We start from the raw sequence: 26,076 nt of genomic DNA on the forward strand, positions 1-26,076 counted from the left end.
CCCCGCAGCCGCTCGGGCCCGGCGGATTCAGGGGACCAGCACCACGGATCCGACGGTCTGGCGGCCCTGCAGATCACGATGGGCCTGCTCCGCGTCGCGCAGGTCGTAGCGGTTGCTGACGGTGACGGCGAGGGTGCCGTCGGAGATCGCGGTGAGGAGTTCGCCGGCCCGCCAGGAGAACTCGTCGGGAGTCCGGGTGTGGTGTGCCAGGTTCGGGCGGGTCAGGAACACCGACCCGGCGGCGTTGAGCCGCTGCGGGTCGAACGGCGGCACCGGGCCACTGGCGGCGCCGAACAGGGCCAGCGTGCCGCGCACGGCGAGGCTGGCCAGGCTCGCCTCGAACGTCGAGGCGCCCACCCCGTCATAGACCGCTGCGACGCCGTTGCCGTCGGTGAGCTCGCGGATCCGGTCACCGAACTCCCGCGGGTCTTCCGGGTAGTCCAGCACCTCAACCGCGCCCGCCTGCCGGGACAGCTCGGCCTTGTCGGGCGTCGACACCGTGGTGATCACCGAGGCGGCGAGACTGGTCGCCCACTGGGTGAGGATGAGCCCGACGCCGCCGGCGCCGGCATGCATCAGCACCGTGTCACCCTGTTGCACCGGGTACGTCGACTTGATCAGATAGTGCGCGGTCATGCCCTTGAGCAGCGCCGACGCCGCCACGTCGGACGCCACACCGTCGGGCACATAGGCAACAAAATCTGCAGGCGCCAAGCAGTATTCGGCGTAAGCCCCGAGTCCCTGGGCGGTCACCACCCGGTCGCCGACGGTCAGCGCCGCCACGTCGTCACCGACGGCTTCGATGGTCCCGCACACCTCGGTGCCCACGATGAACGGCACGTCCCTCGGGTAGAGGCCCGAGCGGAAGTAGGTGTCGATGAAGTTGACACCGACCGCCTCGGCCTTGATCAGCACCTGGCCGGGTTCGGGTGTGGGCCGCGACCGCTCGACGTAGGACAAGACCTCCGGCCCACCGGTCTGGGCGACTTCAATGGCGTACATGCTCACCATCTTGCCTGCTCGGTAAAGTCGGTCCGGTCATGAAGCCCGCCCGCCCCGACGTCTTCCACCCCAGGATCGTGCTCGCCGGCTGTCCGGCACTGCCCGAGGGGGACGGTGACGACGCCGGCCTGGTGCGGGCGCTTCGAGATCGCGGCCTGCATGCCCGGTGGTTGTCCTGGGACGATCCGGCCACCGTGGAAGCCGATCTGGTGATCCTGCGCGCCACGTGGGACTACACCGACCGGCTCGACGAGTTCATGGCCTGGACCAGGCGGGTGCCCCGACTGCTGAACGGGCCCGCGGTCGTCGCGTGGAACACCGACAAGCGCTACCTGGCCGACCTCGCCGCCGCAGGGGTGTCCACGGTTCCCGGCGAATTCTTCGCGCTGGGGGAGCAGGTGCGCATCCCGGACGGCGAGGTGGTCGTCAAACCCGCCGTGGGTGCGGGTTCGGTTGGCGCTCTGCGCTTCTCCGATCCGGGTCGAGCAGCCGAACATGCCGCAGCGCTGCATGCCGCCGGTCGGGATGTCCTGGTGCAGCCCTACGATCCGCGGGTCCGCCACGGTGAGACCGCGCTGGTGTTCCTTCGCGGTGCGCAGTCCCACGCATTCACCAAGGGGCCGATCCTGCCGCCGCCGGGGAGCGTGCCGCACTTCGATGCGTCGGGAACCTTCGCCGAGGAGCGACTCGGGCGGGCCGACCCGGACTTCGAGCTCTGGGATCTCGGTCATGCGGCGCTGGCGGCCGCGTCGGCGCATCTGGGTATCGACACCTCCGAACTGCTCTACGCCCGCGTCGACGTCCTCGGTGGTGCGGATGCGCCCACCGTGCTCGAACTGGAACTGGTCGAACCGTCACTGGGTTGGCGCCAACTCGACGAGACCGAACGGCGGCGCCGCGAGCGGCAGTTCGCCCTCGGGGTCGAGTCAGCTCTCGCGGAGTTCGGACTCGGTCCGTTCTCGCATCGACGCCCATAACGCGGCGGTGGCGGCCGTACAGACAGCCGCCCCGGCAACGTGCAACGCCACCAACGCGGCGGGGACGCCGGTGAAGAACTGCACCGCGCCGAGGGTGCCCTGGGCCACCACCAGGACGATCAGCACGCTCAGCCGGGTAAGCACCGGCCGGGGCGCGCGCACGGCGAGCAGTGCGAAGCCGAGACCCGCCAGCAGCGACAGGTACGCCACCAACAGGGACGAGTGCATGTGCACCAGGGTGGTGATCTCCACCTGCAGCCGGGGCACGGGCCTGTCGAGGCTCTTGTCCCCGGCGTGCGGACCCGCCCCGGTGACCATGGTGCCCGTCACCAGGACCGCAGCCAGCGCCAGCGCGGACAGAACCGTCAACTGACGCAGCGGTTTCACCACCCGGGCCACCGGTACGCCGCGATCGGGCTGACCGACCTTGACGTACAGCAGAGTCGCCACCCAGACCATCGTCATCGACGCCAACAGGTGGATGGCCACCGTCCACCACAGCAGCCCGGTCAACACCGTGATCCCGCCGATCACCGCCTGCACCACCGTCGACACCGGCATCAGCCAGGCGTAGACCAGCACCTCGCGGCGGCGCCGGGCACGGGTGAGCACGATGACCGCCGCGGCGGCGGTGAGCACGACGAGGAAGGTCAGCAGCCGGTTGCCGAACTCGACGGCCTGGTGCAGGCCGGGGACCTCGGCGTGTGGCACCGGGGTGAAGCTGCCGGGGAAGCACTGCGGCCACGTCGGGCAGCCGAGACCAGAGGCGGTGACCCGCACGATGGCCCCGGTCACGGCGATACCGCCCTGGGTCAGGATCACTGCCGCCGCGACGATGCGTTGGACGCGCAGGCTGGGCTCGGGAAGCACATCGACGAGCCCGAGGAACAGCTTGGGCAGCAGACGTCCGACGGGCACGCTCCGATGGTAGAGCCTCGGGAACTACATTCCGTAGTAGGGGCGCACCACCGGGGTCAGCACCTCGTCGACGAGCTGCACCACCAACTCGTCGGTGATCGGGTCTCCAGTGATCAACAGGCGATGCCATAGCACGCTCTGGCCGAGTTCGCGGACCACCTCGACCGGACAGTCGGGCCGGACCTCGCCACGCTCGATGGCCCGGGCCAGCAGTGTGTCCATCTGGTTCTTGCGCCAGCCCATCACATCGGTACGGAATGCCGATTCCAGATCCGGGTCCGCCGTCACCGCCATGACGACCGACCGCATCAGGGTCGCCCGTTCGCCGGTGAACAACGCCGCCCATGCACGCAGCACTGCGAGCATGTCGCCACGGAAGCTGCCGGTGTCCGGGCTCGGAATCGCCGCCACCGCGACGCCGAGCAGGGTGTCCCGAATCAACGCGCGCCGATCGGGCCAGCGCCGGTACAGCACGGGCTTGCTGGTGCGGGCGGCCGCTGCCACGGCCTCCATCGTCACCGCCTCGGGGCCACGGTCGCTCAGCAGCTCCAACACCGCAGAGCGGATCGCGTCCTCGAGTTGCGCACCGCGTCGTCGAGTCACCAGCCACCTCCGGAATAGAAACGCTTGCGTATCTTACGTTGGGAACGTACGGTCAACCATATAAGAAACTAAATCGTATCTTGGAGGTTGATATGCCGTTGCCCGTGCTGCATCCGCTGCGAACGGTCGACACCGCGCGGGTCGCATACTACGAACTCCCGCACCGCCGTCGACGAATCACCATCGATCACCGTCCGCTACAGGGGGTGACGCCGGGGATGCTGCTCGATTGGTTCACCCACCTCGGCGGCACGATGACCTACGGCGGGCAGACCGTCGATCGCTACCTCGCATGGCACCCGATCGACCACATCCGCTGGGAGTTGGCCCGCCCGGCGCCCACCGGTGGCGCCGCGGAGGGCGCGCGGTTCCACATAGTCGAAGCGTTCGGCGCCAAGCCTGAATTCACTTCCGACGAGATCGCCCGGGTCGAGAAACTCGACGAGACCGGCATTCGGCTTGTGCTCCGTGTCGCGGGGATTCCGGTCTTCCAACTGGAGCACACCTGGTCGGCCGGGGATGACGGCGCACACTACGTCACCGTGATGGATCTAGGTGCCCGCTCACCGATGTTGGGTCCAGTGAACCGCCTGATCCGCAGTCGATTTCACGACGACAAGGCCCACGCCTGGGTGAAACACAATATCGAAGAAGTCGGCCAGCTGGAGCACCTTCTGCCGCAACTGAATTCGTCAGGTGAAGCGGAACCACCGCAGCGCGCACAACCCGGCGACGGCACCCCACACCGCGAGCACCGCGAGGCCGAACCAGTCCATTGACAGCAGCATCGCGCGCGACAGCGCCTCGGTGAGGGCGCCCGAGGGAGTCAGTCGGGCCACCCACTGCACCGCGGTGGGCACCATGCCGCCCTCAAGGGTGAGCGCACCGAGTCCGGCGAAGACGAACCAGAGCAGGTTGGCGATCGCCAACACGATCTCGGCGCGCAAGGTGCCGCCCAGGAGCAGGCCGAGCGCGGCGAATACCGCGGTGCCCAACGCGATGATCGCGGCGCCCAGCGCCAGCCCGGCGATCGGCGGCCGCCAGCCCAGCGCCACACCGATGGCGCCGAACAGGATCGACTGCAGGAACACCACGGCGACGACGGCCAGTGATTTGCCCGCGATGATCCCCCACACCGGCAACGCGGTGGCGCCGAGCCTCTTGAGCGCTCCGTAACGGCGGTCGAAGGCCACCGCGATCGCCTGCCCGGTGAACGCGGTGGAGATCACCGCCAGCGCCATGACCGCGGGTACGAAGGTCGCTGCGCGGTTGTCCCCGAACGAGCCCAGCGGCAACAGAGTGAGTCCCACCAGCAACGTGATCGGGATGAACATCGTCAACAGCAGTTGTTCGCCGTTGCGTAGCAGCAGGCGCAGTTCCAGCCCGAACTGTGCGTTGAGCATCTGCGGCACCGCCGCCGGCCGGGGGTCGGGGGTGAAGGTTCCCGGCGTGAACCGGTTGGTTTCGATCGTCATTTCCTCAGCTCCCGCCCCGTGAGTTCCAAGAACACGTCCTCGAGGCTGCGCTGCTCGACGCGCATGTGGGTGGCCAGGACGTCCAGTCGGGCGCACCACGCGGTCACGGTGGCCAGCACCTGAGGATCGATGTGACCCTCGACCAGGTACTCACCCGGTGAGGTTTCGACGGCCCGATAGGTCTCGGGCAGCGCCGAGACGAGCAGGCTCAGGTCGAGCATCCGCGGTGCCCGGAAGCGCAGCTGGTTCTCCGCGCCGTTGCGCATGAGTTCGGCCGGGGTCCCGGTGGCGACGGCGACCCCGCGGTCGATGATCAGTATCCGGTCGGCCAGCTCCTCGGCCTCGGGCAGCTGATGGGTGGTCAGCACCACCGTCACCCCGTCACGGCGGAGCGCATCGATCAACTCCCACACCACGATTCGTGCGTGGGCATCCATGCCCGCGGTCGGCTCGTCGAGGAACACCAGCTCGGGGCGGCCGACGACGGCGCAGGCCAGCGAGAGTCGCTGCTGCTGGCCGCCGGAAAGCCTGCGGTAGGTGGTGCGGGCGGATTCGGCCAGCCCCAGGGTGTCGAGAAGCCATTGCGGGTCGAGTGGATCCGCGGCGTAGGACGCCACCAGGTTCAGCATCTCACCGGCCCGCGCTGCGGGATACGCGCCCCCGCCCTGCAGCATCACGCCGATCCGGGGCCGCAGCGCGGCGTTGTCCGCGACGGGATCGAGACCGAGGATCTCGATCCGGCCTTCGTCGGGCTTGAGGAAGCCCTCGCACATCTCCACCGTCGTGGTCTTGCCGGCGCCATTGGGGCCGAGCAGGGCGAGAACTTCGGCGGGCTGCACGTCGAGATCGAGCTCGGAGACGGCGGTTGTCGATCCGTACCGCTTGCTGACACCGCTCAGCAGCACGGGGACAACACCGGAGCGGGAGGTCACGAAGACTCAGCGTAGGCGTCGGACTTGGCGGTCGGCGGCTCCGGTGGCGGCGGCGGCTCCGGAATCGGCCGCCAGGGCAACCGCCGGTAGGTCAGAGCGATCAGCACGACCACGATCACGGTGCTCGCCAACGTCGCCATCACGATCTGGAACAGCGCGAACCGATCGCCGTTGGCAGTGGGGCCGAAGATGCCGACCAACAGGGTGGCGGCGATCGCCGTGGCGCGGAAGCCGGGACGGGTCGCCCAGGCCGCGAGCGGGATGATCGCCCAGAGCAGGTACCACGGCTGCACGACGGGGAAGAGCAGAACAGTGACGCCCAGTGCGACACCGAGGCCCCCGACGGGGTGCAGCCGCCCACGCAGCACCGCGAACAGCAACCAGGTGACGATCACCGCGATCAGGGTCACACCGATCAGACGGGTCAGGGCGAGCACCGCGGTGGTGTGGTCGCCGAGGCCGAGCAGGATGCCGACCTGGCCGGTGCCCAGCGCCAGCAGCGTCGGAGGCGACATCCAGCTGCGGACGACGTTCGCAGTGCCGAGGGTGAACAGCCACCCGAACCCGAGCCCGCTGGCCCAACCGATCACCGCCATCACCGCCAGGGACAGCGCGGTCAGCGCCCCGCCGGCGATGAAGAACGCTTTCACGGTGCCGCCCCACCGATGCGCCAGCGCCATCGCCACGAAACCCAGGGCCAACAGCGACGGCAACTTGACCTGTGACGACATGGTGATCAGCACGGTGCCGGCGACCAGCATGGCCATCGGGTACCAGCGCGCCCACTGCCGGGTGTCGCGCGGCCAGACCCACGGCCGGGGGAGCAGCGGCCCCGCCGCGTCGATGCCTCGCAGCGCGAACTCGGTTCCCGCCAGCATCAACCCCAGCATCAATGCCTCGTTGTGGATGCCGGCGACCAGGTGCATGAACAGCAGCGGGTTGGCCGGCCCGAGCCACAGGGCGCTCACCTCGGCGACGCCGCAGCGGCGGGCCAGCCGGGGTGTGGCCCAGACGATCATCCCCACGCCGAGCAGCACGACGATCCGGTGGAACAACACCGCCTCGACGATGTTCTCACCGGTCAGAGCCGAGATGCCACGACCTAGCCACAGGAACAGCGGTCCGTACGGCGCAGGCGTCTCCCGCCACAGGCTGGGCACCGACAGCGTGAAGAAGTGGTCCAGGCCCAACCCCGTGGCAGGGCCGACGCGGTACGGGTCGTCGCCCTGCAGCGAGATCTGGCTCTGTGCGAGATAGGAGTAGACGTCCTTGCTGTACATCGGCGGTGCGATCAGCAGCGGCAACGCCCACAAAAGCAGCGTGCGGTCCAGGTCGCTGCGGGTCATCTTCCGCTTGCCCAGCGCGAACCGGCCCAACATCAGCCAGGCCAGGGTCATCATCACCGCTCCGGTGGTCGTCATCGTCAGCGAGACGGTCTGGATCCGGGAGGGCAGGTTGAGCAGGCGGACGCCGAACGTCGGATCCTGAACCACAGGGCGTGCGCCCGCACCGAGCGCGCCGATCGCCATCAGCACCGTGCCGGTCGCCCCGAACAGCCGGGTCCGGCGCAGGGCGATAAGCTCGGGATCGATCAGGGGGCTGCCGTCGGTTCGCTCGTCACCGTGCCAGCCGGCGATCGAGGTGCTGAGGGAGCGTAGGCGGGCAGCCACCAAGGCAGCGTAGCGGTCGAATATTCCCGGCAACCGGGAGCAAGTCGATGTGAGTATCGCAACAGCCCCTGATAAGGGTGCCCTTGCTAGACCCGATTCCCGAATTGCGTCACACTGGTGTTGTGAAAATCCGTCCGCAGGTGACACGCACGGCTGCCTCGCAGTCGGCGTCGTCGCACGCCGCTGACGGAGACACTCACGGGGACACCAGAGGCGCCATCATCCGGCTGCTGCTGGAGTCCGGTCCGACGACGGCGAGCAGCATCGGGGAGCACCTGGGGCTGTCCGCGGCGGGTGTGCGCAGACACCTCGACGCCCTCATCGACGCAGGTGAAGCCCAGGCCCATGCCGCAGCGGCGTGGCAGCAGGAGGGGCGGGGTCGTCCGGCCAAGCGCTACCAGCTCACCGCCGCGGGCCGGGCGAAGCTCGAGCACACCTACGACGACCTCGCCTCGGCCGCCATGCGGCAGTTGCGCGAACTCGGCGGTGACGAGGCCGTCCGGACCTTCGCCCGTCGGCGCATCGACGCCATCCTCGCCGATGTCGAGCCGGTGCGCAGCACGGATTCCGGCGACGGCGTCGAGGGTGCCGCGGACCGAATCGCCGACGCGCTGACCGTCGCCGGGTACGCCACCACCACCACCCGGGTGGGTGGACCGGCTCAGGGCGTGCAGATCTGTCAGCACCACTGTCCCGTGTCGCACGTGGCCGAGGAGTTTCCCGAGCTCTGCGAGGCAGAACAACAGGCGATGGCCGAAGTCCTGGGCACCCACGTGCAGCGGCTGGCGACCATCGTCAACGGCGACTGCGCGTGCACCACCCACGTGCCCCTCGGCCCGGTCAAGGCGTGACGGGCCCGAAGCGCACCACCGAAGAATCTCCGGCGCACAGCCCGAGCCGGAGCCACAACGAGAGCAGAAGGAGTGTGTCGTAGTGACACTCACACCGGAGGCCAGGACCACACCGGAGACTCCACCACTGACCCAGGAGGAGACCATCGCCTCCCTGGGCAAGTACGGCTACGGCTGGGCTGACTCCGACGTCGCCGGAGCCGCCGCGCAGCGAGGGCTGTCCGAGGCAGTGGTGCGTGACATCTCGGCGAAGAAGAGCGAGCCCGAGTGGATGCTCGACATCCGTCTCAAAGCACTGCGCACCTTCGGCAAGAAGCCCATGCCGAACTGGGGTTCGGACCTCGAGGGCATCGACTTCGACAACATCAAGTACTTCGTCCGTTCGAGCGAGAAGCAGGCGGCCACGTGGGACGACCTGCCCGCCGACATCAAGAACACCTACGACAAGCTCGGCATCCCCGAGGCGGAGAAGCAGCGCCTGGTGTCCGGCGTCGCTGCGCAGTACGAGTCCGAGGTCGTCTACCACTCGATCCGCGAGGATCTGGAGGCCCAGGGCGTGCTCTTCCTGGACACCGACACCGCGCTCAAGGAACACCCGGAGATCTTCAAGGAGTACTTCGGCACAGTGATCCCGGCCGGTGACAACAAGTTCTCCGCGCTGAACACCGCGGTGTGGTCGGGCGGTTCGTTCATCTACGTGCCGAAGGGTGTGCACGTCGACATCCCGTTGCAGGCTTACTTCCGGATCAACACCGAGAACATGGGCCAGTTCGAGCGGACGCTGATCATCGTCGACGAAGACGCCTACGTGCACTACGTCGAGGGCTGCACCGCGCCGATCTACAAGAGCGACTCGCTGCACTCGGCAGTCGTGGAGATCATCGTCAAGCCCGGTGGCCGGTGCCGCTACACGACCATCCAGAACTGGTCGAACAATGTCTACAACCTGGTCACCAAGCGGGCGCGCGCCGAAGCCGGCGCCACCATGGAATGGGTCGACGGCAACATCGGCTCCAAGGTCACGATGAAGTACCCCGCGGTGTGGATGACCGGCGAGTACGCCAAGGGTGAGGTTCTGTCGGTGGCGTTCGCCGGCGAAGGCCAGCACCAGGACACCGGGGCCAAGATGTTGCACCTGGCGCCTCACACCTCGAGCAACATCGTGTCCAAGTCGGTGGCCCGCGGCGGCGGCCGCGCCTCCTACCGCGGCCTGGTTCAGGTCAACAAGGGTGCGCACGGCTCCCGGTCCAGCGTGAAATGTGATGCGCTGCTTGTCGACACCATCAGTCGATCGGACACCTACCCTTACGTCGACATCCGCGAGGACGACGTGACGATGGGCCACGAGGCGACGGTGTCGAAGGTCAGCGAGGATCAGCTGTTCTACCTGATGAGTCGCGGCATGACCGAGGACGAGGCGATGGCGATGGTGGTCCGCGGATTCGTCGAGCCGATCGCCAAGGAACTGCCGATGGAATACGCGCTGGAGCTCAACCGGCTGATCGAGCTTCAGATGGAAGGCGCCGTCGGGTGACCCAGAATCTCACCGACACCGTCGAAGGCGGCAACAGGAAGGGCTCGACGCTGGCCGGGGCGAACAAGGGCGAATTGTTCGCCTCGTTCGACGTGGCTGCGTTCGAGGTGCCGGGCGGTCGCGACGAGTTGTGGCGGTTCACCCCGCTCAAGCGGCTGCGAGGCCTGCACGACGGCTCCGCACCCGGCACCGGCGAGGCGCAGATCGACGTCGCCGAGCGTCCCGGCGTCACGGTGGAATCCGTGCGCCGTGGTGACGAACGGCTCGGCCAGGGTGGTACGCCCGCTGACCGCGTTGCCGCGCAAGCGTTCTCGTCGTTCACGTCGGCGACCGTGGTGACCGTCGCGCGTGAGACCGAGGTGGCCGAACCCATCGAGATCACCGTCACCGGCCCCGGCGAAGGTGAAGTGGCGTACGGGCATCTGCAGATCCGGGTCGAAGAACTGGCCCGGGCAATCGTCGTCGTCGATCTGCGAGGCAGCGGAACCTACGCCGACAATGTCGAGATCATCGTCGGCGACTCGGCCGGCCTGGGTGTCATCTGGATCGCGGACTGGGCCGACGACATGGTGCACGTCAGCGCCCACCACGCCCGCCTTGGCAAGGACGCCGTGCTCGGGCACGTCAATGTGACGCTCGGCGGGGAAGTGGTCCGTACCTCGGCGACGGTGCGTTTCACCGCTCCCGGTGGCGACGCCCAGATGCTCGGCACGTACTTCGCCGACGACGGCCAGTTCTTCGAATCGCGTCTTCTGGTCGACCACGCGCAGCCGAACTGCAAGTCCGACGTGCTGTACAAGGGTGCGCTGCAGGGTGATCCGGACTCGAAGAAGCCCGACGCGCACACCGTGTGGATCGGCGACGTCCTGATCCGCGCCGAGGCCACCAACACCGACACCTTCGAGGTCAACCGCAACCTGGTGCTCACCGACGGGGCGCGGGCAGATTCGGTCCCCAACCTGGAGATCGAGACCGGCGAGATCGTCGGCGCCGGGCACGCGAGCGCCACCGGCCGCTTCGACGACGAGCAGTTGTTCTATCTGCGTGCCCGGGGTATCCCGGAGGCACAGGCCCGCCGGCTGGTGGTGCGCGGGTTCTTCAACGAGATCATCGCCAAGATCGCCGTGCCTGCAGTGCGGGAGCGGCTCACCGAAGCAATCGAAAAAGAACTAGCAATCACTGAATCGAGAAGTTCGTAGACATGACCACATTGGAAATCAAGGACCTCCACGTCTCCGTCAGCTCGACCGACGACGGCGACATCCCGATCCTCAAGGGTGTCGACCTCACGGTGAAGTCAGGGGAGACCCATGCGGTGATGGGTCCCAACGGATCTGGCAAGTCAACGCTCTCCTATGCCATCGCGGGCCATCCGAAATACACCGTCACCTCCGGGTCGATCACCCTGGACGGCCAGGACGTGCTGGAGATGAGCATCGACGAACGTGCCCGCGCCGGACTGTTCTTGGCGATGCAGTACCCCATCGAGGTGCCCGGCGTCTCGATGTCGAACTTCCTGCGCACCGCGGCGACCGCGGTGCGCGGCGAGGCTCCGAAGCTGCGGCACTGGGTCAAGGAAGTCAAGAGCGCGATGGGCGACCTCGGCATCGACCCCTCCTTCAGCGAGCGCAGCGTCAACGAGGGTTTCTCCGGTGGTGAGAAGAAGCGCCACGAAATCCTCCAGCTGGGGCTGCTCAAGCCGAAGATCGCCATCCTCGACGAGACCGATTCCGGTCTGGACGTCGACGCGCTGCGGGTGGTCAGCGAGGGCGTCAACCGTTATGCGGAATCCGAGAACGGCGGCGTGCTGCTGATCACCCACTACACCCGGATCCTGCGCTACATCCAGCCCCAGTTCGTGCACGTGTTCATCGGCGGCCGGATCGTGCAGTCCGGCGGTCCGGAGCTGGCCGACGAGCTGGAGGAGAACGGCTACGAACGCTTCACGCAGGCTGCATCGACCTCCTAGGAGGTGTCAGAAGTGACGACATCGTTCGACCGCTCGCTGGACGTGGAGCGGATCGCCCGGATACGGGCGGACTTTCCGATCCTTCAACGGGTGATGCGCGGCGGATCTCAGCTGGCGTATCTGGATTCCGGGGCCACCTCGCAGCGCCCCGTGCAGGTTCTCGACGCCGAGCGCGACTTTCTGCTCCATTCGAATGGGGCCGTGCACCGCGGGGCGCATCAGCTGATGGAGGAGGCCACCGACGCCTACGAGCAGGGTCGCGACGATGTGGCGGCGTTCGTGGGCGCCGAGTCCGATGAGTTGGTGTTCACCAAGAACGCGACCGAGGCCATCAACCTCGTCTCCTACACCATCGGGGACGACCGCTTCGCCTCCGCGGTCGGCCCAGGCGATGTCATCGTCACGACCGAGCTGGAGCACCACGCGAACCTGATCCCGTGGCAGGAGCTCTGCCGACGCACGGGTGCCGAGCTGCGCTGGTACAGCGTGATTCCCGACGGACCCGATGCCGGTCGCATCGACCTGGACTCGCTGGTGCTCGACGAGCGGGTGAAACTCGTTGCGTTCAGCCACCATTCGAATGTCACCGGAGCGGTGCTGCCGGTGGTCGAGCTGGTGAAGCGCGCGAAAGCTGTCGGTGCGCTGACCCTGCTCGACGCGTGCCAGTCGGTACCGCACCAGCCGGTGGATCTCCACGCTCTCGATGTCGACTTCGCCGCGTTCTCCGGCCACAAGATGTTGGGTCCCACCGGTATCGGCGTGCTGTACGGACGCGGTGAGCTGCTCAATGCGCTGCCGCCGTTTCTCACCGGCGGTTCGATGATCGAGACGGTGACGATGGAGGCCACCACCTATGCGCCGGCTCCTCAGCGGTTCGAGGCGGGCACCCCGATGACGTCCCAGGTGGTGGGGCTCGGGGCGGCCGCACGCTATCTGCAGGACATCGGGATGACCGCGGTCGAGCATCATGAGGCCGAACTGGTCGCCGCCGCGTTGGCCGGGCTGTCGGACATCGACGGTGTGCGCACCATCGGGCCCACCTCCATGGAGGACCGGGGGTCGCCGGTGTCGTTCGTCGTCGACGGCGTGCACGCCCACGATGTGGGTCAGGTTCTCGACGACGACGGCGTGGCGGTGCGCGTCGGCCACCACTGCGCGTGGCCGCTGCATCGCCGATTCGGGATCGCCGCGACGGCGCGGGCGTCCTTTGCGGTGTACAACACCCTTGACGAAGTGGACCGGCTGGTGGCGGGTGTGCGTCGGGCCGTCGAGTTCTTCGGGGACTGACGATGCGACTGGAACAGATCTACCAGGAAGTGATCCTGGACCACTACAAACATCCGCAGCATCGCGGCCTGCGGGATCCGTACGGCGCCGAGGTGCATCACGTCAATCCGACCTGCGGCGACGAGGTCACGCTCCGGGTCGCGTTGTCGGAGGACGGGCAGACGGTCCGCGACATCTCCTACGACGGTCAGGGCTGTTCGATCAGCCAGGCGTCGACGTCTGTGCTGACCGAACAGGTGATCGGGCAGAGCGTCGGGGACGCACTCAAGACGGTGACTGCGTTCTCGGAGATGGTCTCATCGCGTGGCCGGATCGAAGGTGACGAAGACGTGCTGGGTGATGGCGTGGCGTTCGCCGGTGTCGCGAAGTACCCGGCGCGGGTGAAGTGTGCGTTACTGGGATGGACAGCGTTCAAGGCCGCGCTGGCGGAGGCCAGCGAATCGGACACAGCGCTGGCGGAGGCCAGCGAATCGGACACAGCGCTGGCGGAGGCCAGCGAATCGGACACAGCGCTGGCGGAGGCCGGCACGTCAGACAGTCGTGAGGAGATTTGATGAGTGATACGGCAGTACCAAATGACGAGCTTCTGGCCGATATCGAAGAGGCCATGCGCGATGTCGTCGACCCCGAACTCGGGATCAACGTCGTCGACCTCGGTCTGGTGTACGGGGTGGGAGTCGAGGACGGTGAGACCGGTCCGGTGGCCTTGATCGACATGACCCTCACGTCGGCCGCGTGCCCCCTGACGGACGTCATCGAGGATCAGTCACGCAGCGCGCTCGTCGGTGCGGGTCTCGTCGATGAGATCAAGATCAACTGGGTGTGGAATCCGCCGTGGGGGCCGGACAAGATCACCGACGACGGGCGCGAGCAGCTTCGGGCGCTGGGCTTCACCGTCTGACCACACCTTGGGCCGCGGTGTCCGTTCCGTTGGCCTGATCGCCGGCACCGCACAGGCGGCGCGCTTTTGCGCGCCGCCTTTTGCTCTTCCCGATTCCGGCAATTGTCTATTGTCGTACGAGTGCGCCGCTGTGGGTGCGAAAGCTGTTCGCCCACGCCGCCCTTAACGTTGGCCGGCCTCTGGCGCTACCTATCCAGCTAACTCATGCCGTTGCGCTGAAATACGCTGTTAAGTACGGATTTTGGCACCCGTACGGATAGCCTTTCAGCGAAGTCCCTTTTCTCATTTCTAAGAAAGCAAGCACGTTTGATGTTGATTGGATAGCGTTTGCTGAACACGCCTCGTTACCAGTGGAGAGGAGACGGAAAACTCCCGAAGGCACTGATAGTGAACGATAGACCGGCGGTTGTCCTCATTGGCCGTCCAACATTTGTATTCGCTCTTCTGTGACGCTGAGGCGATGGCGAATTCATGCTCGATTCCCCTTTTGATTACCTGCCGAAGAAATGGATGTGGTTATGGGAAACGGTCGGTGCAATCGATCACGTGTCGTGGTCGGCAAATCCTGGTTGGCCGGCGGTCTGATGGCGGCCGGTTTGGGAGCGGCCGTCGTCGCCGGTGCCGCGACGGCAGCAGCCAGTCCCGCAGATCCGGGGACGACAGGGTCGCCCAGCACGTCAGACAGCGACGCAGGAGATTCGCGCACCGCACGCGTGACCGATTCATCGACGGCAAGTGATGGGGCAAAGGCTGATTCGAGGCGCGACCGGGAGGACAAGCGGGCGGCCGTACGGGATGCGACGTCCGACGACGATTCCGAGGCTGAGGCTGAGGCTGAGGTGGTCGCGGATGGTGAGACCGAGGACGCCACAGATGAACCCGACACCGAGGTCGTCGAAATCGAGGTCGTCGACACCGACGAAGCGGCGTCCGACGACGCAGGCGTCACCACCGACGCAGACGATGTGGCCGAACCCGCGTTGGTGCGAAAGGGCGCCGACACCGACGACCACGCCGACGACGACGCGGAAGACCGAGACGCGGTGGCCGGCGACGAACCGATGAGCAAGATCGTCGCGGCGACCTCCGCGTCGACGGCGCCGGAAGCGCTCACCGCCACTGCTGTTGAGACCGACCCGGCATTGATCGCTGCGGCGACGAGCACCAAGGTGACCTTCCGGTCGATGATGCGCGACTGGCTGTACTCCATCGGCATCCGTCACTCGAAGCTCGGCATCGACGACGGTGGTACCCAGGTGCCCACGTTCATCGCGAACTGGTGGCGCGGGGTACGCGCGCGAATCTACCGCGACGTGGTGATTCCGGCGCCCACAGAGCCGACAGAGCCGACAGAGCCATCAGAGCCCACAAAGCCCACGTTGTGGGAGACCAACTTCACCGACATGGCCGAGGCATTGCGGTACTGGGGCCTGCAGACCGGGCGGTGGGGACAGCCCGCCGGGGAGAATCAGTACTACACCGACGGCGACAACGTCTACGTCGACGCGGACGGCAACCTGGTCATCGAAGCCCGCAGGGAAGCTGCGCCGGACGGACTCGGCGCTCCGAACAACTACACCTCGGCGCGCGTGGTGACCTTCGGCAAGCAGTCCATCGGCGTGGGAACCCGTGTGGTGGCCCGCATCCAGATGCCCGTCACGCAGGGCGTGCTACCGGCGTTCTGGTCCGTCGGCCTCGAACCCGGCCACGAATACGACTGGCCGCGCCAGGGGGAGATCGACATCGTCGAGATCCCGGGACTGGGAACTCCGGCATCACGCAGATGGTGGACCGGCAACATCCACGGCCCGGCGGATGCCAACAACACCGTCGACGTCAAGTTGCACCACCTCGGCGCCGACCTCGGGGTGGACCTGTCGCAGGATTTCCACGAGTACGGCATGGACTGGTACTCCGACCGCATCGTCTGGCACGTTGACGGCGTCGAAGTGGGACGGGTCACCCAGGCCCAGTACGAGGCACTCGGTGGCGACTGGACACCGTTCTCGGGGGCGTGGGACCACTATCTGATCCTCAACGTCGCCGTCGGCAATCCCTGGACCGGCGATCCTGACCCGTCGGCGCCGTTTCAGGCGCAGATGAAGGTCGACTGGGTGAAGACCTACGCGTTGTCGTGAGCGCCCTTCGGGTACATGCTGGGAACAGAGCCCAAGAACCCGACGTTAGGAATGACGTGGCTACCCAAGACCTGACTGCCGAGCAGTTCAACGAGACCATCAATGGCAACGAAATCGTGCTGGTCGATTTCTGGGCGTCGTGGTGCGGGCCGTGTAAGCAGTTCGCGCCGACCTTTTCGGCGTCGTCGGACAAACATCCCGATGTCGTGTACGCCAAGGTGGACACCGAGGCCGAGCAGCAGCTGGCCGCCGCCGCCGACATCCGCTCCATCCCGACGCTGATGGCGTTCAAGAAGGGCAAGCTGGTGTTCAACCAGGCCGGCGCCCTGCCGCCGGCGGCGCTGGAGGATCTGGTGCAGAAGGTCAAGGAGTTCGACGTCGACGCGGCGATGGCGGCCCAGGACGACGGTGAAGCGCCCGGTCAGCAATAACACCTGACCCGGCGCCCGCTACCGTGCAGGCGTGACCGAAGACTCTCCTGCGCAGTTCGTCCTGGTCGACCGTCCGCGCCCGCATGTGGCGCTGGTGACGCTCAACCGGCCCGAGCGGATGAACTCGATGGCCTTCGATGTGATGGTCCCGCTCAAGAAGGTCCTCGACGAGCTGAACTCCGACAACACGGTGCGCGCAATCGTGCTCACCGGGGCGGGTCGCGGGTTCTCGTCAGGAGCCGACCACAAGTCGGCCGGCTCGGTACCCAACGTCGAGGGTCTGACCAGACCGACTTTTGCGTTGCGGTCGATGGAGGTCCTCGACGAGGTCATCCTGGCGTTGCGCAGGATGCACCAGCCGGTTATCGCGGCGGTGAACGGCGCGGCCATCGGCGGGGGCCTGTGCCTGGCACTGGCGTGCGACATCCGGGTCGCGTCCGTCGGCGCCTACTTCCGCGCGGCAGGCATCAACAACGGGCTGACCGCCAGCGAACTGGGGCTGTCGTTCCTGTTGCCGCGCGCCATCGGCACCTCGCGGGCCTTCGAGTTGATGCTGACCGGACGCGACGTGACCGCCGAAGAAGCCGAGCGGATCGGCCTGGTGTCGCGCGCGGTTCCCGAGTCCGACCTGCTCGAGGTTTGCTTTGACATGGCAGCGCGGATCGCGTCGTTCTCCCGGCCGGGTATCGAGTTGACCAAACGCACACTGTGGAGTGGACTGGACGCCACTAGCCTGGAAGGGCACATGCAGGCCGAAGGTCTGGGACAGCTTTACCTCCGCTTGCTCACCAGCAACTTCGAGGAAGCCGTCGCAGCGCGCGCCCAGCAGCGCGCCCCCGCATTCACCGACGACAAGTAAGTAGGGACATCAGCGTGATCACCGCAACGGACCTCGAGGTCCGCGCCGGGGCGCGCACACTGCTGTCGGTAGACGGCGCCGCACTGCGCGTGCAACCCGGCGACCGGATCGGGCTGGTGGGCCGCAACGGGGCCGGCAAGACCACCACGATGCGCATTCTGGCGGGTGAAGGTGAGCCATACGCAGGGACTATCACCCGTACCGGTGAAGTCGGTTACCTTCCGCAGGACCCCCGAGAGGGTGATCTCGACATGCTGGCCCGCGACCGGGTGCTCTCGGCGCGCGGGCTGGACACCCTGCTCACCGACCTGGAAAAGCAGCAGGTGCTGATGGCCGAGGTGGCTGACGACGCCGCCCGCGACAAGGCGATCCAGCGCTACGGCCAGCTGGAGGAGCGGTTTGCCGCCCTGGGCGGATACGCCGCCGAGAGTGAAGCCGGCCGGATCTGCGCCAGCCTCGGCCTTCCCGAGCGCATTCTGACCCAGCCGCTGCGCACGCTGTCGGGCGGCCAACGTCGACGGGTCGAGCTCAGCCGCATCCTGTTCGCCGCGTCTGACACCGGCTCTGGATCGGACACCACCCTGCTCCTCGACGAGCCCACCAACCACCTCGACGCCGACTCCATTGGATGGTTGCGGACATTCCTGCAGAACCACCCGGGCGGTCTCGTGGTGATCAGCCACGACGTGGATCTGCTCGCCGCCGTCGTGAACCGGGTGTGGTTCCTCGATGCGGTGCGCAGTGAGGCCGACGTCTACAACATGGGCTGGCAGAAGTACCTGGACGCCCGGGCCACCGATGAGCAACGCCGGCGTCGAGAACGTGCCAACGCCGAGAAGAAGGCGTCCGCGTTGCGCACCCAGGCGGCCAAGATGGGCGCCAAGGCCACCAAAGCCGTTGCCGCGCAGAATATGTTGAAACGCGCCGAGCGGATGATGTCGGAGCTCGACGACGAGCGGGTGGCCGACAAGGTCGCCAGAATCAGGTTTCCCACGCCTGATGTGTGCGGTCGCACCCCGCTGGTCGGCAAGGGTCTGACCAAGGTGTTCGGCTCACTGGAGGTCTTCACCGGCGTCGACCTGGCGATCGACAAGGGATCTCGGGTGGTCATCCTCGGTCTCAACGGCGCGGGGAAGACCACGCTGCTGCGCATTCTTGCGGGCACCGAGCTGCCCGATTCGGGGATGCTCGAGCCCGGGCACGGCCTCAAGCTCGGATACTTCGCCCAGGAACACGACACGATCGACGGGTCGGCCTCGGTCTGGGAGAACATCCGCCACGCCGCCCCGGACACCGGTGAGCAGGACCTGCGCGGCCTGCTGGGTGCGTTCATGTTCAGTGGGGCGCAGCTCGACCAGCCCGCCGGCACCCTCTCCGGGGGTGAGAAGACACGGTTGGCGCTGGCCGGGCTGGTCGCCTCGAAGGCGAACGTGTTGCTGCTCGACGAGCCGACCAACAACCTGGATCCGGCGTCGCGCGAACAGGTGCTCGACGCACTGCGCAGCTACCAGGGGGCCGTGGTGCTGGTCACCCACGACCCCGGGGCCGCCGAGGCGCTGGATCCGCAGCGGGTCGTGTTGCTTCCCGACGGCACCGAGGACTTCTGGTCCGATGCCTACCGCGACCTGATCGAGCTCGCCTGATCTTCTGCGTGTCAACAGTTCCTGCGACGGGTATGCCTAGGCATCAACCGCGGGGAGGCGCCGATGAAGAAGGACAGCAAGACCAGGGAGCAGTTGGTCAGCGAGCTCCGCAACGAGTACGAGCGCGGGGCGAGTATCCGGTCACTGGTGGCCTCAACCGGCCGCTCGTACGGCTCGATTCACAGCATGCTGCGCGAGTCCGGCACCGCGATGCGGAGCCGGGGTGGGCCCAACCATCGCGGCCGCCGGTGACACCTCACCGCTGCCGGACCGAGTCCTCGACAAGATCCAGTACGGCGCCGAGCCTTTCGGGATCGTCGCCGGACGCCAGCCGCGCCACCAAGCCGTCGAGCACCAGCTCGAGGTAGGTGCGCAGCACCTCTCCGGGTACGTCGTCGCGGAGCCGGCCCGCCTGCTTCTGACGTCGTAATCGCTCGGTGGTGGCCGCTGACAGTTCCGCGGAGCGTTCCGCCCAGCCCCGGCTGAAGGCAGGGTCGTTGCGCAGCTTGCGCGCGATCTCCAGCCGGGTCGCCAGCCAGTCGAACTGTTCCGGCGCCGCGAGCATCTCCCGCATCACCTGGATCAGGCCCTCCCGGGTCGCCACCTCGGCCATCCGCTCCGCATCCTCACGGGCGAGTTCGAAGAACAGTGTGTCCTTGTCCCGGAAGTGATGAAAGATCGCGCCGCGCGACAACCCGATCGTCTGCTCGAGCCGTCGGACGGTTGCCCGGTCGTACCCGTGCTCGGCGAAGCACCGCCGGGCACCGTCGAGAATCTGACGACGACGCGCCGCCAGATGATCGTCGGTGACCCGGGGCACCTGCTACGACTTCAGCATGTTGCGCAGCACGTACTGCAGGATGCCGCCGTTGCGGTAGTAGTCCGCCTCGCCCGGGGTGTCGATGCGGACCACCGCGTCGAACTCGACAGCACTGCCGTCCTGCTTGCTGGCCTTCACATGAACCGTTCTGGGGGTCTCGCCGTTGTTGAGGTCCTCGATCCCGGTGATGTCGAAGGTCTCGGTGCCGTCGAGCTTCAGCGAGGCCGCCGACTCTCCTTCGGGGAACTGCAGCGGGATGACGCCCATACCGATCAGGTTCGACCGGTGGATGCGCTCGAACGACTCGGTGATCACTGCGCGGACGCCGAGGAGGCTGGTCCCCTTGGCCGCCCAGTCGCGCGACGAGCCTGACCCGTACTCCTTGCCGCCCAGTACCACCAGCGGGATGTTCTCGGCGGCGTAGTTCTGCGCAGCGTCGTAGATGAACGCCTGCTCGCCATCTTTGGTGAAGTCGCGCGTGTAGCCACCGGAGACGTCGTCGAGCAGTTCGTTCTTGAGTCGGATGTTGGCGAACGTGCCGCGAATCATCACCTCGTGGTTGCCGCGCCGCGAGCCATAGGAGTTGTAGTCCTTGCGAGCCACCCCGTGCTCATCGAGATACTGGGCGGCCGGTGTGCCCGGCTTGATGCTGCCGGCAGGGGAGATGTGGTCGGTGGTCACCGAATCGCCCAGCAGGGCAAGCACTCTGGCACCACTGATGTCGGTGACCGGAGCCGGTTCGGCAGGCATACCGTCGAAGTACGGTGGCTTGCGCACGTAGGTCGAGTCCTCGGCCCACTCGAAGGTGTCGCCCGACGGGGTCGGTAGGTTGCGCCACCGGTCGTCGCCCTTGAACACGTCGGCGTAGTTCTTGGTGAACATCTCCTGGTTGATCGCCGAGGCGATGGTCTCGGAGATCTCCTTCTGGGTCGGCCAGATGTCCTTGAGGTAGACGTCGTTGCCGGTCTCGTCTTTGCCCAGCGGTTCGGACTCGAAGTCGAAGTCCATGCTGCCCGCCAACGCGTAGGCGATCACCAGCGGCGGTGATGCCAGGTAGTTCATCTTCACGTCCGGATTGATGCGGCCCTCGAAATTACGGTTACCGGACAGCACCGCGGTCACCGACAGGTCGTTGTCGTTGATCGCCTGGCTGATCTCGTCGGACAGCGGCCCGCTGTTGCCGATGCAGGTGGTGCAGCCGTAACCGACCAGAAAGAAGCCGAGCTTCTCCAGGTAGGGCCACAGGCCGGCCTTGTTGTAGTAGTCGGTGACCACCTGGGAGCCGGGGGCCATCGTGGTCTTGACCCAGGGTTTCGAGACCAACCCCTTCTCGACGGCCTTCTTGGCCAGCAGCGCCGCGCCGATCATCACCTCCGGGTTGGAGGTGTTGGTGCAGGACGTGATCGCGGCGATCGCCACCGCGCCGTGGTCGATCACGAAATCGCCACGGTCGTCGGAGTGCACTGTCACCGGCTTGGTGGGCCGGCCCTCGGCGCCGTTGGCGGCGGAGTGAAGGGGTACCGCGTCCTCCTCGGCGAACGACAGCGACACCGGGTCACTGCCAGGGAACGTTTCGTCGACGGCCTCGTCGAGGTTGGAATACTGCGTCTGACCCGACTCGTCGCCGACGTAGTTGTGAATATCCTTGCGGAACGCCGACTTCGCGTCGTCGAGAGCGATCCGGTCCTGCGGGCGCTTGGGTCCGGCGATGGACGGAACGACGTCCGAGAGGTCGAGTTCGAGGTACTCCGAGAACTTCGGCTCCCGGCTCGGGTCGTGCCACATTCCCTGCGCCTTGGCATAGGCCTCCACCAGCGCCAGTTGCTCCTCGCTGCGGCCGGTCATCCGCAGGTAGTCGATGGTGACCTCATCGATCGGGAAGATCGCTGCGGTGGAACCGAATTCGGGACTCATGTTGCCCAGGGTGGCGCGGTTGGCCAGCGGCACCTCGGACACGCCTTCGCCGTAGAACTCGACGAACTTGCCGACCACGCCGTGCTTGCGCAGCATTTCGGTCACGGTGAGCACCACATCGGTGGCGGTGACGCCGGCCCGGCGTTCGCCGGAGAGCTTGAAGCCCACGACGCGCGGGATCAACATCGACACGGGCTGACCCAGCATCGCGGCCTCGGCCTCGATACCGCCGACGCCCCAGCCGAGAACGCCGAGACCGTTCTCCATGGTGGTGTGGGAGTCGGTACCCACGCAGGTGTCGGGATAGGCGACACCGTCGCGCTCCATGACGACGCTGGCCAGGTACTCGATGTTGACCTGGTGCACGATGCCGGTGCCGGGCGGCACCACCTTGAAGTCATCGAAGGCGCCTTGGCCCCACCGCAGGAACTGGTAGCGCTCGCCGTTGCGCTCGTACTCGATCTCGACGTTGCGCTCGAACGCGTTGGCGGTTCCGAACAGGTCGGCGATCACCGAATGGTCGATGACCAAGTCGGCCGGCGCCAGCGGATTGACCTTCTGCGGGTCCCCGCCGAGATCACCGACCGCCTCGCGCATCGTCGCCAGGTCGACGATGCAGGGGACCCCGGTGAAGTCCTGCATGATGACCCGCGCCGGGGTGAACTGGATCTCGACGCTGGGGTCGGCTGACGGGTCCCAGTTGGCGATCGCCTCGATGTGCTCTTCGGTGATGTTGGCGCCGTCCTCGGTCCGCAACAGGTTCTCGGCGAGCACCTTGAGGCTGTAGGGGAGCTTCTCGGTGCCTGGGACCGCGTCGAGGCGGTAGATGTCGTACTTCTTGTCTCCGACCTCGAGCGTGTCGTGCGCGCCGAACGAGTTCAGGGATGAATTCTTGCTGCTCACATCAACTCCCGCTTTGGATCATCGCCGCGACGGGCTGTGTCAGCGGCGCTTGTAATCGTAACAGTACGCTTGTCCTACAAGGCAAGACGGGTATTCCGGTCGTCGGGTTTCAGTCTTGTCCTCACGCGCGTGTGGTGCCACCCGGATGCCATATCCATATACCCGCAAAGTCGTGTCGTCATCGCGACCGCCGGGCGGTCGCGTACGGTGCTGCTGTGACCGGACCGCACTCGATTCCGCTCTGGGTCCCCTATCTGCCGGCGTACATCCCGCCGGAGGTCGACATGGAGCGGGTGCAGGCCGATGTGGCCGACGACGGGGTCAGCGTGCCCCCCGGCGGCGAGCCCGACGTGCCCGCGCTGCGGCAGGTCGTCGCGGACGCCCGCAACGAGGGCATCGACCTGAAGATCGTCGTGATCGACGTCAACCCGCCGATCGACACTCCGCTTCGCGATATCGCGACCGAGGTCGGTACGGCGAACCCGGGTTCGACGGTGCTGACGCTCAGCCCGTCCTTCGCCGGAACCTACAGTCCGGAGTTCGACCGGGTGACGCTGGAAGCCGGCCAGGACGTGGCGAAGGCCGGTGATGTGGTGCAATCCTCGAAGAACTTTGTGGGCGAGTTGACCAACTCCCACTTTCCCTGGACGCCATTCACGATTGTCCTTGTTTTGGCAGTTGTACTGGCCGTTGTAGCCACCCGAATACTGCAGATCCGTGGCAAACGGCAGGCCCAATCGGACGCAGCATCAACCAGCTCTGATTAAGAGTTGACGGCAGAGCCGCAAATTCAAACATCACTGTTTGATAACGCCAATTGCAATTACATTGTTGTAGTTTGTTACTAAAGTTTCTTTAGCGTCAGATGTGATGTACGGTGCAATCGGTGGCTGATGTTGCGGATGTGCTTGTTGTGACTTCTGTGTCTGAGGCGCCCGAGAATGTGCCGACACGCTCGCGTGGAGCCTTAGGAGATCTGAGTCGAATGAGACGCATCCCTGGCGGCGCCTCCGCTTCGCGGCTGTGCGCGGTAGCCCTGGCCTCCGGCATGGTCCTGACGACCCCCGGCCTGGCGCAGGCGCAGCCTGCCAACCCGGACAGCCTCTCGACGTTGGTGACTACCGTCGCCAACGTCAACCAGCAACTGCAGGACCTCGGTGCCGCGATCCAGACGCAGCAGGAGAGCGTCAACAAGGCGATCCTGGATGTGAAGACGGCGCGTGACGACGCCGCGGCCGCCCAGCAGGAGGTCGAGGCCAGCGCTCAGCGCGTCGCGGACGCCAACACCGCGATCGAGGCCGCTCAGCAACGGTTCGACAAGTTCGCCGCCGCCATGTACGTCAGTGGCCCGTCGAGTTCATATCTGAACGCCTCGGACCCGGTCGACATCCTCAACACCGCAGCCGCGGGTCAGACACTGTCGATCAGCGCCAAGCAGGTGATGGCGAACCTGCAGCGGGCGCGTACCGAGCAGGTCAACAAGGAGTCTGCTGCCAGGCAGGCCAAGCAGCAGGCCGACGAGGCGGTCAAGGCCGCAGAGTCCAGCCAGCAGACCGCGGTGACCGCGCTCACCGACGCCCAGGACAACTTCAAGGCCCAGCAGGTCGAGCTCGACCGGCTCGCCGCCGAACGGGCCACGGCCCAGGCCAAGCTGCAGGAGGCGCGGGCGGTGGCCGCCCCCACGGGCCGCGCCACCGCAGGATCCCAGGCGCCCGCCGCGGCGCCCAGCAGCAAGCCGGACCCGGGGCGCGCCGCGGCGAACTGGGACGTCGACCCCAGCACCGGCAACCGCGAAACCGCCTGGGACATGACCCTGCCCCAGATCCCGAGCGCCTTCGTCAGCGGCGACCCGATCCAGATCATCAACGCGGTGATCAAGATCATCACCACGTCGTTGGAGATCACGCAGAGCCTCGGCCGCAAGTTCCTGCAGAGCATCGGGTTGCTGCCGACCGACACCGGTATCACCAACGGCGCCATCCCGGCCGTGGCCGGCCCGCAGGCCACCGAGTTGGTGATCAGACGCGGCATGTCACAGATGGGGGTGCCCTACTCGTGGGGCGGCGGCAACGCCGCAGGCCCCAGCCGCGGCATCGACCGGGGCGCAGGCACCGTCGGGTTCGACTGCTCGGGCCTGATGCTCTACATGTTCGCCGGCGTCGGCATCAAGCTCGACCACTACTCGGGGTCGCAGTACAACGCGGGTCGCAAGATCCCGTCGTCCCAGATGCGCCGCGGCGACATGATCTTCTACGGCCCCAACGCCAGCCAGCATGTGGCGATGTACCTCGGCAACGGTCAGATGCTCGAGGCGCCCTACACGGGATCGGTGGTCAAGGTCTCGCCGGTGCGCACCAGCGGCATGACCCCGTTCGTCACCCGAATGATCGAGTGGTGATCACACTGCGCCGCCTGGTTCTTGTCCTGCTCACCGCCGGCGCCGTGGTGATGGCGCCGGCGGCCCCGGCGTCCGCGCAGCCCGCGGCCGGCCAGTGGGATCCGACACTGCCCAAGATCCTCAGCGCAGGAGCGCCGGGGGATCCGCTGTCCATCGCCAACGCCTCGCTGGCCGCGACCGCCCAGGCCACCCAGGTCACGATGAACCTGGGCCGCAAGTTCCTGCAGAGCATCGGCCTGGCCCCCGCGGATGCGCCGGCGGGCGTCGCGCCTGGGATGGTTCGCGGTCCGGCAGCCATCGAATACGTCATCCGCCGCGGCGGCTCCCAGATCGGCACCCCGTACTCCTGGGGCGGTGGCAAGCCGAGCGGGCCGAGCACCGGAGTGGACTCCGGGGCCAACACCGTCGGCTACGACTGCTCCGGTTTCACGCAGTTCTCCTTCGCCGGGGTTGGGGTGCTGATCCCCAAGTACTCCGGGGACCAGTACAACGCCGGCCGCAAGGTCCCGGTGAACCAGGCCAAGCGCGGCGATCTGTTGTTCTGGGGCCCCGGCGGCACCCAGCACGTCGCCATTTACCTCGGCGGCGGCAAGATGCTCGAATCGGCGAGCAGCGTGGGCAGTGTGAGCGTGAACCCGCTGCGCACCGCCGGACTGCAGCCCTATGCCGTCCGCGTCATCGAATCCTGAGTGTGGCCTGAGTTAAACCTGAGCACCACTGGTGAATACCGGCGCGCGGCGCCCCACACCCCGGGCAGCGTCGACGGATTCACAAGCAACTGGAATAGTTGTCGACGAGCGCGCGGCCACAACCGGCCGGCGCCGCATAGACCACCATGTTTGTACTGCGCA

Annotated in this window: 25 protein-coding genes; 17 read left to right on the plus strand and 8 right to left on the minus strand. The window is 66.7% G+C overall.

The features are described from left to right. Positions 1-27 precede the first annotated feature (27 nt). The gene (locus BEMPMBAN_RS03715; RefSeq protein WP_200845860.1) at positions 28-1,002 is read right to left on the minus strand and encodes a quinone oxidoreductase family protein; all 975 of its coding nucleotides are present in this window, start codon (positions 1,000-1,002) and stop codon (positions 28-30) included. Positions 1,003-1,040: 38 nt separating this feature from the next. Here BEMPMBAN_RS03715 and BEMPMBAN_RS03720 point away from each other — a divergent pair, with 38 nt between their 5' ends. Continuing rightward, complete coding sequence (locus tag BEMPMBAN_RS03720; protein WP_159229042.1) at positions 1,041-1,979, plus strand: ATP-grasp domain-containing protein; 939 nt, start codon at positions 1,041-1,043, stop codon at positions 1,977-1,979. Here BEMPMBAN_RS03720 and BEMPMBAN_RS03725 read toward each other — a convergent pair. Next, the gene (locus tag BEMPMBAN_RS03725; RefSeq protein WP_159229043.1) at positions 1,929-2,897 is read right to left on the minus strand and encodes a COX15/CtaA family protein; all 969 of its coding nucleotides are present in this window, start codon (positions 2,895-2,897) and stop codon (positions 1,929-1,931) included. The genes BEMPMBAN_RS03720 and BEMPMBAN_RS03725 overlap by 51 nt on opposite strands. Positions 2,898-2,921: 24 nt before the next feature. Beyond that, positions 2,922-3,500, minus strand: a complete 579-nt coding sequence (locus BEMPMBAN_RS03730) for a TetR/AcrR family transcriptional regulator (protein ID WP_200845861.1) — start codon at positions 3,498-3,500, stop codon at positions 2,922-2,924. Between the two features lie 92 nt (positions 3,501-3,592). Here BEMPMBAN_RS03730 and BEMPMBAN_RS03735 point away from each other — a divergent pair, with 92 nt between their 5' ends. Beyond that, positions 3,593-4,279 carry a hypothetical protein gene (locus BEMPMBAN_RS03735; RefSeq protein WP_159229044.1) on the plus strand — a complete coding sequence of 229 codons (687 nt, stop codon included), beginning with the start codon at positions 3,593-3,595 and terminating at the stop codon, positions 4,277-4,279. On the opposite strand, the gene BEMPMBAN_RS03740 is transcribed toward BEMPMBAN_RS03735, so the two are convergent. From BEMPMBAN_RS03740 to mptB, 3 genes are read right to left on the minus strand one after another with little or no spacing between them, the layout of a single operon-like run. Then, positions 4,193-4,975 (minus strand): ABC transporter permease, encoded by a 783-nt coding sequence (locus BEMPMBAN_RS03740; protein WP_159229045.1) that lies wholly within the window; start codon positions 4,973-4,975, stop codon positions 4,193-4,195. The genes BEMPMBAN_RS03735 and BEMPMBAN_RS03740 overlap by 87 nt on opposite strands. Beyond that, positions 4,972-5,907, minus strand: coding sequence for an ABC transporter ATP-binding protein (locus BEMPMBAN_RS03745; RefSeq protein WP_159229046.1), 936 nt, complete (start codon positions 5,905-5,907; stop codon positions 4,972-4,974). Before BEMPMBAN_RS03745 ends, BEMPMBAN_RS03740 begins: the two co-directional genes overlap by 4 nt. Next, a complete protein-coding gene (gene mptB, locus BEMPMBAN_RS03750; protein WP_200845862.1) occupies positions 5,904-7,577 on the minus strand; it encodes a polyprenol phosphomannose-dependent alpha 1,6 mannosyltransferase MptB in 1,674 nt (557 codons plus the stop codon). The genes BEMPMBAN_RS03745 and mptB overlap by 4 nt, the downstream gene beginning before the upstream one ends. A 68-nt stretch (positions 7,578-7,645) precedes the next feature. Here mptB and BEMPMBAN_RS03755 point away from each other — a divergent pair, with 68 nt between their 5' ends. The 12 genes from BEMPMBAN_RS03755 (at position 7,646) to BEMPMBAN_RS03810 (ending at position 19,442) form a co-directional block, all read left to right on the plus strand. Next, positions 7,646-8,428 carry a helix-turn-helix transcriptional regulator gene (locus tag BEMPMBAN_RS03755; protein ID WP_200845868.1) on the plus strand — a complete coding sequence of 261 codons (783 nt, stop codon included), beginning with the start codon at positions 7,646-7,648 and terminating at the stop codon, positions 8,426-8,428. 82 nt (positions 8,429-8,510) lie between these two features. Continuing rightward, entirely contained in the window at positions 8,511-9,962 is a 1,452-nt protein-coding gene (gene sufB / locus BEMPMBAN_RS03760; protein ID WP_159229047.1) for a Fe-S cluster assembly protein SufB, read from the plus strand. Continuing rightward, entirely contained in the window at positions 9,959-11,161 is a 1,203-nt protein-coding gene (sufD, locus tag BEMPMBAN_RS03765; protein WP_159229048.1) for a Fe-S cluster assembly protein SufD, read from the plus strand. Before sufB ends, sufD begins: the two co-directional genes overlap by 4 nt. A gap of 2 nt (positions 11,162-11,163) precedes the next feature. Further along, entirely contained in the window at positions 11,164-11,931 is a 768-nt protein-coding gene (gene sufC, locus BEMPMBAN_RS03770) for a Fe-S cluster assembly ATPase SufC (protein WP_159229049.1), read from the plus strand. A 12-nt stretch (positions 11,932-11,943) separates the two neighbouring features. Next, positions 11,944-13,218 carry a cysteine desulfurase gene (locus tag BEMPMBAN_RS03775; RefSeq protein ID WP_159229050.1) on the plus strand — a complete coding sequence of 425 codons (1,275 nt, stop codon included), beginning with the start codon at positions 11,944-11,946 and terminating at the stop codon, positions 13,216-13,218. Positions 13,219-13,220: 2 nt separating this feature from the next. Then, positions 13,221-13,772, plus strand: a complete 552-nt coding sequence (gene sufU / locus BEMPMBAN_RS03780; RefSeq protein ID WP_234897279.1) for a Fe-S cluster assembly sulfur transfer protein SufU — start codon at positions 13,221-13,223, stop codon at positions 13,770-13,772. Further along, positions 13,772-14,119 carry a metal-sulfur cluster assembly factor gene (locus BEMPMBAN_RS03785; protein WP_159229051.1) on the plus strand — a complete coding sequence of 116 codons (348 nt, stop codon included), beginning with the start codon at positions 13,772-13,774 and terminating at the stop codon, positions 14,117-14,119. Before sufU ends, BEMPMBAN_RS03785 begins: the two co-directional genes overlap by 1 nt. Before the next feature lie 551 nt (positions 14,120-14,670). Beyond that, positions 14,671-16,257, plus strand: coding sequence for a glycoside hydrolase family 16 protein (locus tag BEMPMBAN_RS32455; RefSeq protein WP_234897280.1), 1,587 nt, complete (start codon positions 14,671-14,673; stop codon positions 16,255-16,257). 56 nt (positions 16,258-16,313) lie between these two features. Next, positions 16,314-16,688, plus strand: coding sequence for a thioredoxin (gene trxA / locus BEMPMBAN_RS03795; RefSeq protein WP_159229052.1), 375 nt, complete (start codon positions 16,314-16,316; stop codon positions 16,686-16,688). 31 nt (positions 16,689-16,719) lie between these two features. Continuing rightward, positions 16,720-17,547, plus strand: coding sequence for an enoyl-CoA hydratase (locus BEMPMBAN_RS03800; RefSeq protein ID WP_159229053.1), 828 nt, complete (start codon positions 16,720-16,722; stop codon positions 17,545-17,547). A gap of 14 nt (positions 17,548-17,561) precedes the next feature. Further along, on the plus strand, positions 17,562-19,190 hold the full coding sequence (locus tag BEMPMBAN_RS03805) for an ABC-F family ATP-binding cassette domain-containing protein (RefSeq protein ID WP_159229054.1): 1,629 nt from the start codon (positions 17,562-17,564) through the stop codon (positions 19,188-19,190). Between the two features lie 63 nt (positions 19,191-19,253). Further along, the gene (locus BEMPMBAN_RS03810; RefSeq protein ID WP_159229055.1) at positions 19,254-19,442 is read left to right on the plus strand and encodes a helix-turn-helix domain-containing protein; all 189 of its coding nucleotides are present in this window, start codon (positions 19,254-19,256) and stop codon (positions 19,440-19,442) included. Between the two features lie 4 nt (positions 19,443-19,446). On the opposite strand, the gene BEMPMBAN_RS03815 is transcribed toward BEMPMBAN_RS03810, so the two are convergent. Next, positions 19,447-20,010 (minus strand): TetR/AcrR family transcriptional regulator, encoded by a 564-nt coding sequence (locus tag BEMPMBAN_RS03815; RefSeq protein WP_159229056.1) that lies wholly within the window; start codon positions 20,008-20,010, stop codon positions 19,447-19,449. Positions 20,011-20,013: 3 nt separating this feature from the next. After that, entirely contained in the window at positions 20,014-22,827 is a 2,814-nt protein-coding gene (acnA, locus tag BEMPMBAN_RS03820; protein ID WP_159229057.1) for an aconitate hydratase AcnA, read from the minus strand. A gap of 215 nt (positions 22,828-23,042) precedes the next feature. Here acnA and BEMPMBAN_RS03825 point away from each other — a divergent pair, with 215 nt between their 5' ends. The 3 genes from BEMPMBAN_RS03825 (at position 23,043) to ripB (ending at position 25,914) form a co-directional block, all read left to right on the plus strand. Beyond that, positions 23,043-23,594, plus strand: a complete 552-nt coding sequence (locus BEMPMBAN_RS03825; protein ID WP_200845863.1) for an Rv1476 family membrane protein — start codon at positions 23,043-23,045, stop codon at positions 23,592-23,594. Between the two features lie 218 nt (positions 23,595-23,812). After that, the gene (ripA, locus tag BEMPMBAN_RS03830) at positions 23,813-25,225 is read left to right on the plus strand and encodes an NlpC/P60 family peptidoglycan endopeptidase RipA (protein ID WP_159229058.1); all 1,413 of its coding nucleotides are present in this window, start codon (positions 23,813-23,815) and stop codon (positions 25,223-25,225) included. Beyond that, positions 25,225-25,914 (plus strand): NlpC/P60 family peptidoglycan endopeptidase RipB, encoded by a 690-nt coding sequence (ripB, locus tag BEMPMBAN_RS03835; protein ID WP_425294925.1) that lies wholly within the window; start codon positions 25,225-25,227, stop codon positions 25,912-25,914. Before ripA ends, ripB begins: the two co-directional genes overlap by 1 nt. Positions 25,915-26,076 lie beyond the last annotated feature (162 nt).

Origin of the sequence: Mycolicibacterium austroafricanum (assembly GCF_902705885.1) — a bacterium.
Taxonomy (GTDB): Bacteria; Actinomycetota; Actinomycetes; order Mycobacteriales; family Mycobacteriaceae; genus Mycobacterium; species Mycobacterium vanbaalenii_A.

Bases quoted from the DNA above. Each gene is read 5' to 3' on its own strand.
- BEMPMBAN_RS03720 (WP_159229042.1), top strand. From the start codon at position 1,041: ATGAAGCCCGCCCGCCCCGACGTCTTCCACCCCAGGATCGTGCTCGCC.
- BEMPMBAN_RS03715 (WP_200845860.1), bottom strand. From the start codon at position 1,002: ATGTACGCCATTGAAGTCGCCCAGACCGGTGGGCCGGAGGTCTTGTCC.
- ripA (WP_159229058.1), top strand. From the start codon at position 23,813: ATGAGACGCATCCCTGGCGGCGCCTCCGCTTCGCGGCTGTGCGCGGTA.
- sufU (WP_234897279.1), top strand. From the start codon at position 13,221: ATGCGACTGGAACAGATCTACCAGGAAGTGATCCTGGACCACTACAAA.
- BEMPMBAN_RS03785 (WP_159229051.1), top strand. From the start codon at position 13,772: ATGAGTGATACGGCAGTACCAAATGACGAGCTTCTGGCCGATATCGAA.
- BEMPMBAN_RS03740 (WP_159229045.1), bottom strand. From the start codon at position 4,975: ATGACGATCGAAACCAACCGGTTCACGCCGGGAACCTTCACCCCCGAC.
- BEMPMBAN_RS03735 (WP_159229044.1), top strand. From the start codon at position 3,593: ATGCCGTTGCCCGTGCTGCATCCGCTGCGAACGGTCGACACCGCGCGG.
- sufC (WP_159229049.1), top strand. From the start codon at position 11,164: ATGACCACATTGGAAATCAAGGACCTCCACGTCTCCGTCAGCTCGACC.
- BEMPMBAN_RS03810 (WP_159229055.1), top strand. From the start codon at position 19,254: ATGAAGAAGGACAGCAAGACCAGGGAGCAGTTGGTCAGCGAGCTCCGC.